A 16134-nucleotide genomic window follows, 5' to 3' on the forward strand; every position below is an offset into this window, starting at 1 on the left:
CATCAGTGCTTAATTAAGCGACAATAAAATTTGGTTGAATTGCTCTGCTTGGTCCAAATAACTTAAGTGGCCCGCAGCGGCAATGTCGTAACACGGCTTCAGCTGAAACTGATCCGCCAATGCTTGAATATCCTGAGGAGGCGTTATGCCATCCGCCATGCCTTTAATCACATGGACATTGTGCTGTTCTGGGTTTAAATAGCTCTGAATCGCGTCATAGGCCAACAGGTACGATGCATCTGTAAAGCCTTCTAATTGAATGTTTTGCATGACTACATCAATTAACGCTAGTGCTTCAGCCGAAGCATTTGCCACCAAATACGGGCCGCGCGACTGTGCCATGCCTGATGCGCCTAAGGTCTGCAGCATTTTCGGACGTTTTTCAAATACATCCTGCTGCCTTTGTGCATCACTACCTTTATAACCCTGCGCTGCATTGGCAAGGACCACGGCATCTACCATGTCTGGATAGCGTGCATTAAAGGCTGCTGCCTGCATTGCACCTAAAGAATGACCAACCAAAATCATTTTGTTTTGATTCTGAGCTGATCCTAAGTTCAGGCCTAATGCAGACAGCATGCCTTTTAAACGCTGTGCATAATTATCTGCATTCGGCTGTTCTTCGGCTAAAGGATCAGACTGGCCATAACCCGGTGCATCCCATGCAATCACATGAAAATGATGACTCAAATCTTGCAACTGCTTGACCCATGAACCTGAACCCGAACTAATGCCATGTAGCAAGACCAGAACTTTGCCTGTGCCTGCTTCACGGTAAGATTGCTGTACACCGTCAAACTGAACGGTTTTTAATTCAAACTGTGCCAATTGCTCAACTAAAGTCATCTCTTTTCCTCCTCAAATTAACGCTTGATTTGAGACAAAGGATGTTCAGGCGGATAGTTCGGAATCGTCGGCTTGCCTGTACCGAGCATTACGCACATTAGGGCATCTTCATTTCCTGGGTTAAACAAACCTCGGTAAATCCCCGGTGGAATTGAAATCAAGTCACGTTCTTTTAAGCGAGTTGAAAACTTCTGACCTTCATGTTCAATAAACAGATCAATTTCACCACGCAGCATAAAGAACACTTCTTCAACATCGTGATGGATATGCAGCGGGCCTTCGCATTGCGGTGGCAAGACCATAGTTGAAAAGGTAAAGTTTTCTGCAGGCACCGTATTTACATCATTTGCTACGCCTGTTGCACCTGTCCCCATATAACGCATTTGCGCACGGCGGTATTTCGGGTCGTAATCCGCTTGGAATTTGAGTGCATCATAATCGTATTGACGCGTTTCAAAGCGAGCGATGCGTCCGCCAATCCAGTCTTCTAATGTTTGACCTTCAGGCTGTTTCCAAGATTCAAATTGCTGTACAGACATGATTCTCTCCTTATTTCAGCTCACTGCCATTTCATAAAAGTGGAGCTGGATCTGATCTAAATTGTTCTTACCGTCAGCACCAATTGCTTTAAGCGTCTTGACGGTCATGTGTATCGGTTAAATAAAAGTTTGGGTTCACGACTTGGCTTTAACTTTGGCTCAAGCCTTAATAACGTTTCAGCAATGGCGCGAGGAAGAAGGAACCGATCACGGCGACTGCTGCCAAGAAGGTAATGCCAATATTGAAACTGCCGGTTTGCATCACAATTGCACCAATCACCACAGGCGCTGCTGCACTGGCAAAATTACCTAGACCATTGAAAATACCGCCTGCTGTTGCACCAACATCTGCTGAGGTAATGCGTGCCAACAGTGCAAACACTGCCGCTACACCAAAGCCCCAAGCCATTGCACTTAAAGACATGGCTAAAATCACCAGCATTGGATCTTTCGCAATGACCATCACATACATGAAGATCCCTGCAATCAATAAACCACCACTAACCTGAATCGCACGTTTGCCTAGCTTGTCTGAAAGGAATGCACCAGCCACTTCACCAATCAGCATGGCAATAAATGGCAAGCTTGAATAAATACCAAACTCTTTTAAGTTGAAGCCTTTATCTTGAATCAGATAAGACGGCACCCAACTGTTTAGACCCCATAAATAGGTCATCAAAGCGATATTGAAAATGCACAGCAGCCAGAACGAACCATTGCCCAGCAAGGTTTTGGTATTGCTCAAATGCGTCTTGAAATTCACGCGTTTGCCAACACCTTCCAAATCCACAGTGCGTTTCAACTGTAAGTTACGCAGGCCATACACAATCAGCATCAATACGATGAAGGTCATTGCCCCCATGACAAAGAAGGTGGTGTGCCAGTCGTAGTGCGCCAAAACAAATGCAGTAATCGGGAAGCCGAGGAATGCGCCAATGGGAGTTCCGAGCAGGAACATGGTCGAAGCACGCGCTTGCTGACGGTCGGTATAGGTTTGTTTCACAATGGTATAAGCCAAAGCAAACAACGGACCTTCAGCCAAACCGAGCAGTACGCGCAGCGTCATCATCGTGGAATAATCTGTGGTAAAACCCATCAAAAACATCAATAGGCCCCAAGACGCCACACTCCAAAACAGCATTTTTTTAGGGCAGAAAATATCGCCTAAAAAGCTCAGGAACATTGACGAAAAACCGTAAGCCAGCAAAAAGCTCGTCATCAGCCAGCCTAGTTTTGCCTTGTCCTGTGCAATGCCCATCGCATTTTGGAAGGTTGCATCTGAAAACAAGACAGCAATACTGATTTTGTCAAAGAAAGCCAGTACCACGCAGATCATTAAAATGATCGCTGGGGTCCAATGCTTTAATCCTGTTTTTGCATCATTATCCATGGGTAAATCCTTTCATTCATGGGCTAATATTTTTTAAACGCTTACTTCAATTTCATTAAATTAAAGTCTGGATCTTGCAATTCAGCTGGATCCAATTCGCGCTGGCTGGCCATCCATCGTTTTGCCAGTTTGATTAATTTTGAATCATTTACTGCGATCATATTCAGCAGCCGTTGATTTGCATCCAAATAGAAAAAGCTGATTTGCGTTTCTGTAGTTTTACGGATCACCACCTGATGAGTTTTTTCAGGCTGATATGTCCCTAAAATCTGAATGTTACATTGATACTGATCTGACCATAACCAAGGTATATCCTGATAAGCCGTCATCTCACCCAACATTGATTTTGCTGCAGAAATAGCCTGATTTTGCGCATTCGCCCAAGACTGAATGCAGTAACCGAGTGATGGATGAATCGCAACATCACCTGCAGCATAGATGTCTACATCTGAGGTTTGTCCATATTCATTTACCACGATGCCGTCTTTCACATCGAGCTCTGCCAGTGCAGCCAGTTCTTTTGCAATTTCTGCACCTGCACCGACCACCACACAATCAAACTGTTTTAATTTAATGTCTGCATCAAACACGTCAACATGATGATCTGCTGTTTCGATCAGATGCAATTTGGTCGCATTTAAATGAATCGCTGTACCATTGCTTTCATGCAAGTGCTTGAGAAAATCAGAAACTTCTGGGCTGACACTGCGTGCGCAAAGGCGTGAACCGTATTCAAAAATTTCAACCTGCTTGCCCTGCTTACGCGCAGTTGCAGCAATTTCAAGACCAATCCAGCCACCGCCAATCACGGCAATATGTTCTGCAGATTTAAATTTTTCTGTCAGCTTTTGGCAGTCTTGAATATCACGCATGGTGTAAACATTCTGCATGCTCGACCAAGCTGAAACAGGAATACGCGCTCGGCTGCCCGTCGCAATTAGCAATTTGTCATAAGGCAAAACTTTGCCGCTTTCCAAATGAACGGTTTTATCCGCTTTATCCAGTTTGACCGCATGATCTGGCTTATGCCAAGTCACTGAAAAATCATTCACCTGCTCATGAGAAAACAGATTCAAGCTTTCTACTTCTGCTTCTTGTGACAGCACTTGCTTTGACAGTGGCGGACGTTCATAGAACACCTGCTCTTCATTTGAAATCACGTGAATTTCACCGTCAAAGCCTTGTCCACGTAAAGTATGGACTGCCCATCCTGCGGCTTGGCCTGCACCGACAATCACTATTCTGTTCATGCTGATCTCCTTATAACCATTTACCTTAGGCAGGCTTTACTTGACGGCGGGTTTCATGATCCAAACCACCTTCAATTGCCCATTCGGTAAATAATTCCAAGCTATGTTCTTCTTCACGCGGCTGCCATTCTTCTGTCAAATAATCATCATTGGTGTAGTACTCAAACGCACCGCCCAATGGAGAATTCACATACCAAAAATATGCAGATGAAATCGGGTGGCGACCTGGGCCAATAAAGGTTGACCAGTCTTGACGGTTCATGCTTAAACCGCCGCCAATGACTTCATGAATATCACGGACCACAAAGGCCACATGGTTCAAGCCCGCTGGCTTATTCGGCACGGACAATAAGAACAAATCATGATGGAAACCTTCGCCACGGCAGCGCAAGAATGCACCGCGCTTACGGTAAGCATCCGATAAATGGAAGCCAACTTTTTCAATGTAAAACGCTTGTGTCGTTTCCAAATCTGGTGTGAAAAACACCACATGACCAATAGCTACCGGTTCTGCTTTTTCATACACAGGACTAGCTGCATTCACACGTTGTATATTGCCAAATTGGTTAATGCCTTCTGTTTTTGCTTCTGGCAATGCATGCGTTATGCTTTTTTCAAACACAATGGTCATACCATTTGGGTCACGGCACTGCACATGCGATGCTGAACTTGCAAAACCCGGCTCATTAGCTAAATTTGCTTTTAAAGTTTCAAAATCTTGATCATTTTCAACACCCCATGTTACTTCACGCAGTGTTGAACCGGCTTCAATCGCTGGCGGTAAACGTGCATCAGAGGTATCAAACAGATAGAGTTTGCTGCCATTTTGCGTTTGATATAAATCTGTACCATCAATATCTGTTGCCACAGACTTTAAGCCAAAATCAGCTAAAAATGTCTTTGCCTCTTGGCGGTTTTCGACACCAAATTTAAGGACTTCAATTCCTGTAATCATGTCTTGCTCCTTAATTAAATACGAAACCGCCATTCACAGGAATATTCTGTCCGGTCACAAAAGACGATAAATCTGAAAGCAGATAAATCGCTGTGCCGTTCACATCCTGCGGAAGCTGTTGACGCTGTATGGCCCTTCCATTCACATACAAATCGTGGCGCGATTGCGGGACATATTCTGTGGCTTCGACCAGTGTTAAACCTGGGCTGATGGTATTCACACAGATATTGTCTGGGCCTAACTCACTTGCCATTGAACGGGTCATCGAAATAATGGCGCCTTTACTTGCAACATAAGCCATCAGCTTTGGGGCGCCCCACAGCGCTGTGTCTGAAGCAATATTGATAATTTTGCCCTGATCTGACGCTTTTAAATGCGGTACGCAAGCTTGAGAAACCAACCATGTACCTTTGACATTGACCGTCATCACACGGTCCCAAAGCGCTTCGTCATAGCTCATCATGTCGACACCGCCCACCCCTGTCGCTAAGGCAGCACAGTTGATTAGACCATCCAATCCACCTAAAACACCCACGGCAATTTGTACGGCATTTTGAATCGAATTTTTATCGCTCAAATCAATCATGACAGATGAGACTTTTAAGCCATTTTTCGCCAAGCTTTGCGCTTCATCATGCACTTGATCGGCCAAGATATCAGCCATCACCACTGCCGCGCCTGCTTCAGCAGCCGCTTGGGCAAAATCAAGTCCTAAGCCGCGCGCAGCACCTGTCACCAAGATGCGCTTGCCGGCTAAAATCTGCACATTAGCCATTTGACGCTTCCTTCATTTCAATGCGGTTTTCATCTTTCACTTCACGCAGCGCTAAGATTTTTTTGATTTGCTTTTCCGCTTCTTTTTTCATGAGGCGGCGTAAGCGAGATAAGCCTACATCGTGCTGATAAAGGAATTCGTGTTGACGTGCATTGGGCGCCATGTTTTCTAAAATAATGCGGTCTTGTTCCAGTACATCCCAGTGCAATTGCTCAAGATGGTTACGGTACAAGAAACGCCAAACATTACGCTGCCAGCCTGACACTTTACGGCAGCGCCAGAAGAATACGCGCGTGTTGTCGGCATCAATCGGAGTTGCAAAACCGACAATCCAAAACTCACCACCAGGACCAAAAGACTTACGGTAAGGAATCGATAAACGTAGCCATGCCGCACCGGTTTGACCATATTCAACCCAGTCAAAGTTCACACCAGTTTGGCCTTCTTTTTCAAAGACGAAACCATCTTGGGTTGCGCGGTGCTTCATTTCAGCTGTACGTTCACCTTCCGCCATAGAGTGCGAAGTGCAATGCAGGTATGTGCCGTGCATCGGGTCCATCACGTTATCAATGGCATATTGATGATTCACTTTCCAATCTGCCATACATAGGAATGAGCTCCACTCATCACTTGACAGCTGATCGGGTAAGTTAAGTTCTGCAGGCGCTTCATTAGCATCAAGACCAAACCAAATAAAGATCGCATCATTCATTTCTTTGACTTGATATGATTTTACGCAGTCGCTCCCTTTGAGCGGGCAATCATGTACTGCTGGCACATCTTCCACCACGCCGTCATGACGCACTTCTACACCGTGATACCAGCAAGCAACGCGGTTACCCAAATTCCAGCCTAGCGATAAACGTGCGCCGCGGTGCGGACAGCGGTCTTCTAGTGCATGTACAGCGCCTTGCTCATCGCGCCATACCACAATATTTTCGCCTAAACGGGTAATCCCAACAGGATTTGAACCTACTTCCCAGCTTGCCAAGACTGGATACCATTGATCACGCAGACCAAGATCCAAATATTGTTCTAAATTAATTTCTGCAGTCATGATGAAATCCTTTTCTTAATAGCCTAGACGCTGCATCTCTTTCGAGAAGCTCTCAGTCGTCCAAACCTCTCCTGCCACTGTTCTAAACCCTTGCTGATTCAGTGCATCGGTTAATGCATCCAGTTCTGTCACATCGTTATTGAAGGCTTGAATTAAATGCTGCACAAAATCCAATTCATATTGGCTCGGCGCGCGGCTGCGGTTTTGCCAAACCAAATGTTCAACCTGACCCGGAACTTGAATATTGTTAATGCCTGCGTCAGTCGAAGGCGTTGCGTTAATCCATTTAGCTAGCTTTTCGTTAAATGCTTTCATGTGAATATTTCCTTTTCTTCCTTCAGCCTTAGAGTTGAATTTGAACTTCACCGTTTTCAACCCGTACTGGGTAAGTACATAAATCTCTGCAACCTGGGCCACTTTCCAAAGCCCCTGTTTCCAAGTTGAAAATCGCTTCATGCAGCGGGCACTCAACTGTCAGTCCTTCAATGAAGCCTTCAGTGAGTAAAGCAAATGCATGCGGACAGACGTTTTCAACCGCGAAATAATTTTCTTCGATAAGAAAGACACCGATCTTTTTGTCTTCGACTTCAACCGCTTTTGGCTCTTCATCAGCGACTTCATTCACTTTGCAAACAGATATCCAGTTCATATGCTCATCTTCCATGTTTTATATGCAAAACAATATTTAATATTTGAAACATTGAGAATAGGATAATGCGTGAGCAATTTAATTGTCAATTTTTATAAATTTATATATTTCATCAAGATAGTTAAAAAACACATTTTGCAATGTTTTATTTACAAATAAATGTTTTATATATAAACATTGCGATCTCATTTTTAGGCCGCTAAAATAGCCCCAATAGGTTATTTATTTTTATATAAACTTAATCAAAGATGAGCTTGGCAAATGAATTCAATTAATAACGATGCCTCTATAGAGAAAGAAACCGAATCTTCCAATGACGAGCGCTATTTAGTCCCGGGCTTAATTCGTGGCTTAGCCATTTTAAAATTATTCGATCAGCATCATCAGGAAATGACCATTTCTGAAATCGCGGAAAAAATTGATGTAAACCGTTCCAGTGCTTTTCGTTTAATTCACACCTTGGAGCACTGCGGCTACCTGCGAAAAATGTCGCAAAAAACCTATGCACTCAATAGCAATGTGATGGAACTGGGCTTTAACAGCCTTTCTAAATCATCATTAACCGATTTGGCTGCACCGATCATGCGCGAACTGCGTGACCGCGTTAAAATTGCGGTGCATTTATCGGTCTTAGAAGGCACAGATATTGTTTTCGTCAGCAATGTTCAGTCCAATGGTCCATTTACTAGTACCGTGCATATCGGCACACGCTGGCCTGCCCATGCAACGGTGATTGGTCAATTGATTTTGTCGCAACTGTCAGAAGCTGAAGTCATCAAGCGTTATGAAAATATTCAAGATTGGAAAATATTTTCGGAACGTACACCGCGTAATATTGAGGCATTATTAGAACGACTGCGTGAAGTACGCAATCAACCATTCATGGTGAGCTGGGGGCATTTCAATACAGATATGGCCGCTTGTGCTGCACCTATATATAGTCAGGCAAGTGGGAAAATGAGTGCTATTCTTTCGGTCAGCTGCCCTTTGAGTACTTATACAGAAGATCAATTCCGTGGAGAAGTCGCCAATACCGTCATAGAATGTGCCGATAAAATTTCAAAATTCATTTACGTCTAAATGGATGGAATCACTTTAAACATCTCAAATCACGCATTTTGAGATGTTTTTAAATGACGCTCAGTAGCTCAATATTTAGATAAAATTCATCAATCACTGGTGACTTTATATTGTTGTATTGCTGATGCAATCTATCTAATCGGCCTTAAGCTTCCACGCGATAAAAATGATTTTGCATAAAGACGCCAAACATAGAAGCAAATAATTGCCGATCTTGTTCAGTTTGAAAAATGCCCCCGAAATAGTCCCGATCCATAGTCAAAATTAAATCGAAGAACGCTTCCAGCTTGGGAACCACTCCTTTTCTTTGGCAATATGCAAAATATACGCTGACATCTTCAAATAAAATCCACCATTCCTGTGGACTTCCAATCTGAATGCCACCTAATGAATGCTCTAGATCAAACATCGCATTAAGCAGATATTGAAAATTTTGCTGTGAACTTTGAAATTGAAAACGAGGATAATCTGTTGTTAGATTTAATTCGATCAGATGTAAATGGACGCTCCGAGCACGCTCTAATCTACGTTTAACTTTTAAATATTGTTGATAACGACGTCGATCTTTTACTGTGACCGAAGTTAAGCGAGACAAATCCATATTGTCGTGTAAATCACTGAGTTTCACTTCACACGCAATTGCATTTTTAGCGGTACGCTGCGCAGCTTGAAATCGGTTCTCACCGGCTGTTTTAGTCAGTGCCAGTATCGCGTCAATAATATGCGCTTGAAAACCCATAGCACGAAGCTCATCCGTCGTTGTCGCAGTATCTTCTAAAATGTCATGTAGTACAGCGACGATTTTAGCGTCGGGATGTTGCACATTTTTCATCACACGAAGTGGATGTTGAATATAGGCTTGTCCCGCTTTATCGACTTGTCCGAAATGGCGTTCTGTCGCCAAAGAAATCGCGTTTTCTAAAGTTGAAATAAAGAATCTCCCCTTCGTGGTCTTTTTTATTTTTCTCCATCATATTAACCAATGAATACAGATTTTGTAGCTCTAAGCGCTACTCGAACGACACAGATTGACTCGTAAAATACATATCTACCGTGACTTATCGTGAGGTAGATCTTTTGCAAATACTTCTATGCCATTCGTGCCAACATTTCCAAAGTAATTTTTTTCACCTCTTCTTTACTTTGCTGAATATGGCTGCGCATCTTCTCTAGTGCCGCTGTCACATCATGTTCGAGGATCAATTGTAAAGTCTGTTGATGCTCTGCATAAGTGGCTTCTATTCGATAATCTTTAGAAAAATCTAAACGGCGAATAATACGGATTTTTTCACTGACATCCCGATGCACTTTCACCATTTCACTATTGCCAATGGCTTCAACCAATTGACAGTGAAATGCTTCATCTTGCATCGATAAAGTTTTTAAATCATGCAAAAACTGTTCAGGCTGAATACACCACAGATTCACTAAGTCTTGTAAAGCCTGTTTGAGTTGCTCTGATTCCATTTTGCAGAGCTGCTCAATGGCATAGCATTCCAGCAAAATCCGTAAATCATACAGTTCTTCGTAGGCTTTAAAGTTCAGCGGCTTCACTTCCCAACCGCTACGAAAATGCACCCTTACATAACCATCTTGCTGTAAACGATATAAAGCCTGCCGTACGGGTGTGCGGCTGACTTCATACAATTCGGCAATTTCAGATTCGGTAAAACGTGCACCTGGTTTAAGCTGAAAATCAAAAATATCGTTTTTTATTTTTTGGAAAACCAGCTCAGACAAGTTGTCTGAGCTTTTCCCAACAATGGCTGAGCTCATGTTTATTCCATATAAACCAGCGGTTCACCGCTATGTACCGTTTGTCCTGCACGGCAGATAATCGCTTTCACTATGCCGTCATCATCGGCATAGACTGGAAGCTCCATTTTCATCGCTTCAATAATGGCTACAGTATCGCCTTTCTTCACAGACTGTCCAGCTTCGACAAAAATTTTCCAAATGTTGCCGGTCATCGACGCATTCAAGGCTGCAAATTGGCTATAGTCGGTATCATCTTGCAGGATTTCCATTTCCGCAGGTGCATCGAACTCATCTTTCCAGCGCTCAACTTCAGTTGTAAATGCCTGTTGCTGCTGTGCTTTAAATTCGGCAATACTGTCCTTTTCTGTTTCCAAAAAGGCTTGATAGGCTGCAAAATCAAACTCTGTTTCTTCAATTTTAATTTCAGCTACGCCATTGGCAAAGTCGGCACGGAATTGATCAAGTTCTGTTTCTGTCACTTCATAATATTTAATTTGATCAAAGAAGCGTAAGAACCATTGCTGATCGCCAAACTGCTTGTTCTTTTTAAACTTATTCCAAATTGGCAAGGTACGGCCAATCAATTGATAACCGCCCGGTGAGTCCATGCCATAGATACACATGTACATACCGCCAATACCCACTGTGCCTTCTGCGGTAAAAGTACGTGCAGGGTTGTATTTCGAACTGAGCAAACGATGACGTGGATCAATTGGTACAGCACAAGGTGCGGTTAAATACACATCGCCCAAACCTAAAATCAGGTAATTGGCATCGAAAATGATGTCTTTGACTTGCTCACGGCTGTCTAAGCCATTAATACGCTGAATGAAATCGACGTTATTTGGCAACCATGGCGCTTTGGCACAGACACTTTCTTGATAACGTTCTACAGCACCTAAAGTTGCTGAGTCCTCAAATGCCATCGGCAAGTGAATAATACGAGATGGAATTTTGATTTGGCTCAAATCTCCCATCTCATTTTCGAGTCCCAATAAGAACTGAATTAAATTCACTTGGCTGAAACGCAATCCATCATATTTAATCTGCAGTGAACGGACACCGGGTGAAAGCTCTAAAATGCCATCAATATTCGCTTCACGAATGAGTTGCATCAATCGATAAACACGTAAGCGTAATGCTAAGTCGAGAACGTTTTCACCATATTCCAGCAAGATGTAACTGTCACCTGCCTGACGGTACACCGCTTTAGGTGCATGTGCATCTGCTTCACGAACCGCCAATATGCCTTCAGGCTTGCATTCAAAATTGACCAACTCTGACTTTTCAGGTGCTTGAGCAAAGTTTTGGATATCGGCAATTTGCTGAACTTCCAAGGCATTGGCTTGTTCCACACTCATTGGATAGAAACTGATCGTGTCATCTGCCTTAAGTTGACCAATCTTCCAAAGTTCTGCTTTGGCAATGGTGACTGGGCAAACAAAGCCACCAAGGCTTGGGCCATCTTTCGCCAAAATCACGGGGAAATCACCAGTGAAGTTAATTGCACCAATGGCATATTCACAGTCATGTACATTGGATGGATGCAAACCTGCTTCACCACCATTTTCACGTGCCCAACTTGGTGTCGGTCCAGTTAGGCGAATACCTAAACGGTTTGAGTTAAAGTGCACATTCCATGTTGAAGCAAAAAATTCTTCAATATATTCAGGTTTAAAGAAATCTGGTGCACCATGTGGACCATAGAGCACGCCAATTTTCCATTCTTTGCCATAGCTTGGAATACGCTCTGCAGCTAAAGCTTGTGGTGCTGCTGTTGCAATTTCCAATCCATCTAAAGGCAGACTTGGATTGACCATTTTAATCATGTCACCTGCACGCAGAACTCGCCCTGCATGACCACCAAAATTACCCAATGCAAAGGTTGAACGGCTGCCTAGATATTCAGGTACATTTAGCCCGTTACGGATTGCAAGATACGTACGGCAACCCGATTCAACTTGTCCAAGTAATAATGTCTGCCCTGCTTTGATGCTGATCGGCTGCCAAAAATCGACATTCACACCATCTAGGGTCGCGCTGCATGGCGCACCTGCTAAGGCTACGATGCTATCGGCATGAAATTTAAGACTTGGTCCTTGTAAGGTAAACTCAAAGCCTGCTGCCGATTTTGGATTACCCACAACTTGATTGGCCAATTGAAATGCATAATCATCCATCGGGCCTGATGGCGGTACACCAATATCCCAATAGCCCATACGCCCCGGATAGTCTTGAATCGTACTTTGCGTTCCCGGTTGTAGCACTTCAATCACATTTGGCACGTATTTAAAATCATCCAGTAGACGTGTCCAGATTTGCATATTTTCAAAGCGTGCATCTGATACTACGGTATGCGCATAGTCTAAGTTGGTACTAATGCCATTCAGGCGGGTTTCAGCCAAGGCTGTTTTTAGCTTAGCAATCGCACTGTCTCTGTCTGCTGCATGCACAATAATTTTGGCAATCATCGGGTCAAAATATTGTGAAATTTCAGTGCCTGTAGATACCCACGTATCCACACGGATGTCTTCAGGGAAATACACATCCGTGAGTACACCCGGACTTGGCTGGAAGTTTTTCACTGGGTCTTCCGCATAAATTCGCACTTCAATGGCAGCGCCATTGGGCTGAATATTGCTGAGTTTTTCCCAGTCCAAAGCATCACCTGCTGCCACTTTCAGCATGCATTCAATCAGATCTAAACCCGTCACCATTTCCGTTACAGGGTGTTCAACCTGCAAACGGGTATTCACTTCAAGGAAATACACTTCATCACGGGCAGCATCATAGATAAACTCCACCGTACCTGCGCTGCGGTATTTCACCAATTGACCGAGCTCTATAGCAGCACGGTGCAATTTTTGACGTGTCGCTTCTGGTAAATGCGGTGCAGGTGTTTCTTCCACCACTTTTTGGTTACGGCGCTGTAAGGAACAATCACGCTCCCCAAAGGCAACAACTTGCCCCAAACCATCACCAAAAATTTGTACTTCTACGTGACGGGCTTTATCGACAAAACGTTCGAGAAACACGCCCGCATCTTTAAAGAACTGCTCTCCTAGACGCTTTACACTTTCATACGCATCTTTTAATGATTGTTCATCATCACAGCGGGTTAAACCAATCCCGCCACCACCCGCGGTGCTTTTCAGCATGATGGGATAGCCAATCTCTGCCGCAGATGCGAGTGCTTCATCTAAACTTGCCAATAAACCAGTACCCGGTGTCATGGGTACATTGGCTGCCGCAGCCAATTCACGTGCACGATGCTTCAAACCAAACTCTAAAATTTGTTCAGCCGTTGGCCCCATAAAGGCGATACCATTTTCCTCACATGCACGGGCAAAGTCGGCACTTTCAGATAAGAAACCATAACCGGGAAATATTGCTTCAGCGCCAGTTTGTTTGGCTGCTTGAATCAGTTTTTCAATACTCAAATACGTCTCTGCAGGTTTAACACCTTCAAGTGACACCGCCACATCTGCATCTAAGACATGCTGTGCATAACGGTCTGTCTCTGAATACACGGCAACGGACTGAACACCGAGTTTCTTTAATGTACGAATCGCACGAACAGCAATTTCACCACGGTTTGCAATTAAAACTGTTTTAAACATGATTATTTCCCCGATTTTTTTAATTTGATTTTGCTGTTGTTGCTTGCAGTGATTGGATATAGGCGCGCCAGCCACCAAATTCACTAATATTTTTTGCACCCTTTAGGCCATAAAGTTCACAAATAAAGCCTTTCACCCAACGTCCATCGGCAAGCTCGACATTGCCCATACCAAGAGGTGTTGGAATTTCTGCGACAAATTCACCGAAACGTGCTTTTGGAATATCCCAAAGCTCGACAATAATTTTTTGACCCGATTCCTGACGTGCTAAACCTGGTTTCGGCGGTACAGTGCCCGGCAGTGCATAGAGGGCATAATCAGCAGAAGTGGTTGTGGTTTCGACATGCACGGCTTGACGTGTTGTCAGTTGGAAATTGAGTGGCATACCCGTGAGATGTGCGCCTACAACAGCAACTCGAAAATGCTGTGCTGATGGTGCAGAAATGACTGCAGTTACTTCAGGCAATGTTTTGCCTACTGCACCGAGTGGTAATTTCAGATGGTTTTGCCATTTTTCTGCAAAATCTGCTAATGCTGCATCGTGCCAAGCCGGCGCAATGAATGTGATTCCAAAAGGCAGCCCATCGGCACGGAAGCCTGCGGGTACAGCGATGGCACTTAGGTCAGCTAAATTGGTAAAGTTGGTATAGGTGCCAAAGTGGCTATTATTTTCAATTGGCGCTTCAGCCATTTCGGCCAGTGTATGAATGGTTGGTGAGCTTGGCACCACTAAGGCATCAAATTGCGCTAAGGTTTGCTGAATGTCTCGAGCCAATTCTTGCTTTAAATATTCGGCGTTATAAGCATCAACCGCAGTGTACTGCTGACCTTTTTGAATAATGTCTAAAACTGTTGGGTCAAAGTCTTGCACCGATGTTTCTAATAAGTCTGCAACTGCAGCAGTTCGCTCTGCGACCCATGACCCTTGGTAAAGTTGGCTCGCCAATTGACTAAAAGCACTGAAATCAATTTCAGTCAGTTCTGCGCCTAAGTTTTTTAATTCAGTCAGTGCTTGCTGAAATGCATCCGCCGATTGAGCATCGCCAAAAAACTCTAATTGTTTTGGAATGGCTAACTTTAATTGTGCGCTGAACTTTGCAGGCGCTGTAGCAGGATTCACACGTGAATAGCTGTCGATTACATCAAAACCTTCCATAACACCTGCCACAGCAGTTGCATCAGCAACGGTTAAGGCAAAAATTGAAATGCAATCTAAGCTTTTACACGCAGGCAATAAGCCCGTATTTGAAAAGCGGCCTTTGGTTGGCTTTAAACCAACAATATTATTAAAAGCTGCAGGTATACGCCCTGAGCCTGCTGTATCTGTACCGAGTGCAATCGGGACTAAACCACGCGCCACCACACTGCCTGAACCAGAGCTTGAACCACCGCTTACATAGTCAGGATTAAAAGTATTTGGCACTGCACCAAATGGGGAACGTGTACCGACCAATCCTGTGGCAAATTGATCTAAATTAGTTTTGCCTACAATAATCGCACCCGCTTGTTTTAAGCGTTGTACCACATAGGCATCTTCAGTTTTAATTTCAGTAAATAATTTAAATGCAGCCGTTGACGCAAAGCCCGCCACATCAATATTGTCTTTCACTGCAATAGGCACACCAAATAAAGGTAAGGCAGTCACATTTTCAATTTGTTTTAAAGCTTCAATCTGGGAAGTTAATTGTTCTATCGATGCAATTGAAATCCATGCTGGGTCTACATGATCAAATTGCTCAACCAAGGCATATAAGTCTTCGAGTTGAATTGTGTTATTCGTGTAGCCCGCTTTCCATTCCGCTAAGGTCCAGCCTAAAGTTTTTATTGGGTTCATTGATGTGCTCATTCTTGTATCCAAGTTTGAATACTGTGTTGCACACATCATGCCAACTCTAATTATTAATTATTTTTCAATATCTTAATACAAAAACACCAATCATTGACCTATTCTATATAGGCAGAACAATACAATAAGTGTTCTATTAAGTTTCCCATCTCCACTATTTTGGTGCATGACTTTTATAATCGTGTTTTCAATAGATTCTTTTCATTTAGCTGCAGATATAAATACAGTGAAATTACTATTGTCACTATTTATAAGCTTTCAATTTAGATGTTTTGTATGACTTTGAACTTTGAATAAATAAGCTGACAAACATTTTAAATTTAATGTGTTTGGAAACAGATACATCAATGATGGCGAAAGCAATATTAG

At 43.5% G+C, this 16134-nt stretch carries 13 protein-coding genes and 1 pseudogene; 1 reads left to right on the top strand and 13 read right to left on the bottom strand.

Features of this window, described 5'->3' with window-relative positions; translation table 11 throughout:
• Positions 1-9: 9 nt before the first annotated feature.
• The 9 genes from B1202_RS09150 to B1202_RS09190 all read right to left on the bottom strand — a co-directional run bounded on the left by B1202_RS09150 (position 10) and on the right by B1202_RS09190 (position 7461).
• Complete coding sequence (locus B1202_RS09150; protein WP_078190293.1) at positions 10-846, bottom strand: alpha/beta fold hydrolase; 837 nt, start codon at positions 844-846, stop codon at positions 10-12.
• A 17-nt stretch (positions 847-863) separates the two neighbouring features.
• Complete coding sequence (locus B1202_RS09155; RefSeq protein WP_078190294.1) at positions 864-1385, bottom strand: cupin domain-containing protein; 522 nt, start codon at positions 1383-1385, stop codon at positions 864-866.
• Positions 1386-1551: 166 nt separating this feature from the next.
• Positions 1552-2775, bottom strand: a complete 1224-nt coding sequence (locus B1202_RS09160) for an MFS transporter (protein WP_078190295.1) — start codon at positions 2773-2775, stop codon at positions 1552-1554.
• Between the two features lie 41 nt (positions 2776-2816).
• On the bottom strand, positions 2817-4025 hold the full coding sequence (locus B1202_RS09165) for an NAD(P)/FAD-dependent oxidoreductase (RefSeq protein WP_078190296.1): 1209 nt from the start codon (positions 4023-4025) through the stop codon (positions 2817-2819).
• A 25-nt stretch (positions 4026-4050) separates the two neighbouring features.
• Complete coding sequence (locus tag B1202_RS09170) at positions 4051-4980, bottom strand: VOC family protein (protein WP_078190297.1); 930 nt, start codon at positions 4978-4980, stop codon at positions 4051-4053.
• Positions 4981-4990: 10 nt separating this feature from the next.
• A complete protein-coding gene (locus tag B1202_RS09175; RefSeq protein WP_078190298.1) occupies positions 4991-5755 on the bottom strand; it encodes an SDR family oxidoreductase in 765 nt (254 codons plus the stop codon).
• Positions 5748-6812, bottom strand: coding sequence for an aromatic ring-hydroxylating oxygenase subunit alpha (locus B1202_RS09180; protein ID WP_078190299.1), 1065 nt, complete (start codon positions 6810-6812; stop codon positions 5748-5750). The genes B1202_RS09175 and B1202_RS09180 overlap by 8 nt, the downstream gene beginning before the upstream one ends.
• Positions 6813-6827: 15 nt before the next feature.
• Positions 6828-7127, bottom strand: coding sequence for a recombinase-like helix-turn-helix domain-containing protein (locus tag B1202_RS09185; protein WP_078190300.1), 300 nt, complete (start codon positions 7125-7127; stop codon positions 6828-6830).
• 28 nt (positions 7128-7155) lie between these two features.
• Entirely contained in the window at positions 7156-7461 is a 306-nt protein-coding gene (locus B1202_RS09190; RefSeq protein WP_078190446.1) for a non-heme iron oxygenase ferredoxin subunit, read from the bottom strand.
• A gap of 261 nt (positions 7462-7722) precedes the next feature.
• Between B1202_RS09190 and B1202_RS09195 the strand changes: the two genes are divergently transcribed.
• Positions 7723-8541, top strand: coding sequence for an IclR family transcriptional regulator (locus tag B1202_RS09195; protein ID WP_078190301.1), 819 nt, complete (start codon positions 7723-7725; stop codon positions 8539-8541).
• A gap of 529 nt (positions 8542-9070) precedes the next feature.
• Here B1202_RS09195 and B1202_RS16600 read toward each other — a convergent pair.
• From B1202_RS16600 to atzF, 4 genes and pseudogenes are all read right to left on the bottom strand, one after another.
• A pseudogene (locus B1202_RS16600) lies at positions 9071-9472 on the bottom strand (guanosine-3',5'-bis(diphosphate) 3'-pyrophosphohydrolase); the annotation flags it as partial.
• Positions 9473-9630: 158 nt separating this feature from the next.
• Entirely contained in the window at positions 9631-10317 is a 687-nt protein-coding gene (locus B1202_RS09205) for a GntR family transcriptional regulator (protein ID WP_078190302.1), read from the bottom strand.
• Positions 10318-10319: 2 nt separating this feature from the next.
• Positions 10320-13919, bottom strand: coding sequence for an urea carboxylase (gene uca, locus B1202_RS09210; protein ID WP_078190303.1), 3600 nt, complete (start codon positions 13917-13919; stop codon positions 10320-10322).
• 19 nt (positions 13920-13938) lie between these two features.
• The gene (atzF, locus tag B1202_RS09215) at positions 13939-15753 is read right to left on the bottom strand and encodes an allophanate hydrolase (protein WP_078190304.1); all 1815 of its coding nucleotides are present in this window, start codon (positions 15751-15753) and stop codon (positions 13939-13941) included.
• Between the last annotated feature and the right edge of the window lie 381 nt (positions 15754-16134).

Origin of the sequence: Acinetobacter amyesii (assembly GCF_002018365.1) — a bacterium.
Taxonomy (GTDB): Bacteria; Pseudomonadota; Gammaproteobacteria; order Pseudomonadales; family Moraxellaceae; genus Acinetobacter; species Acinetobacter amyesii.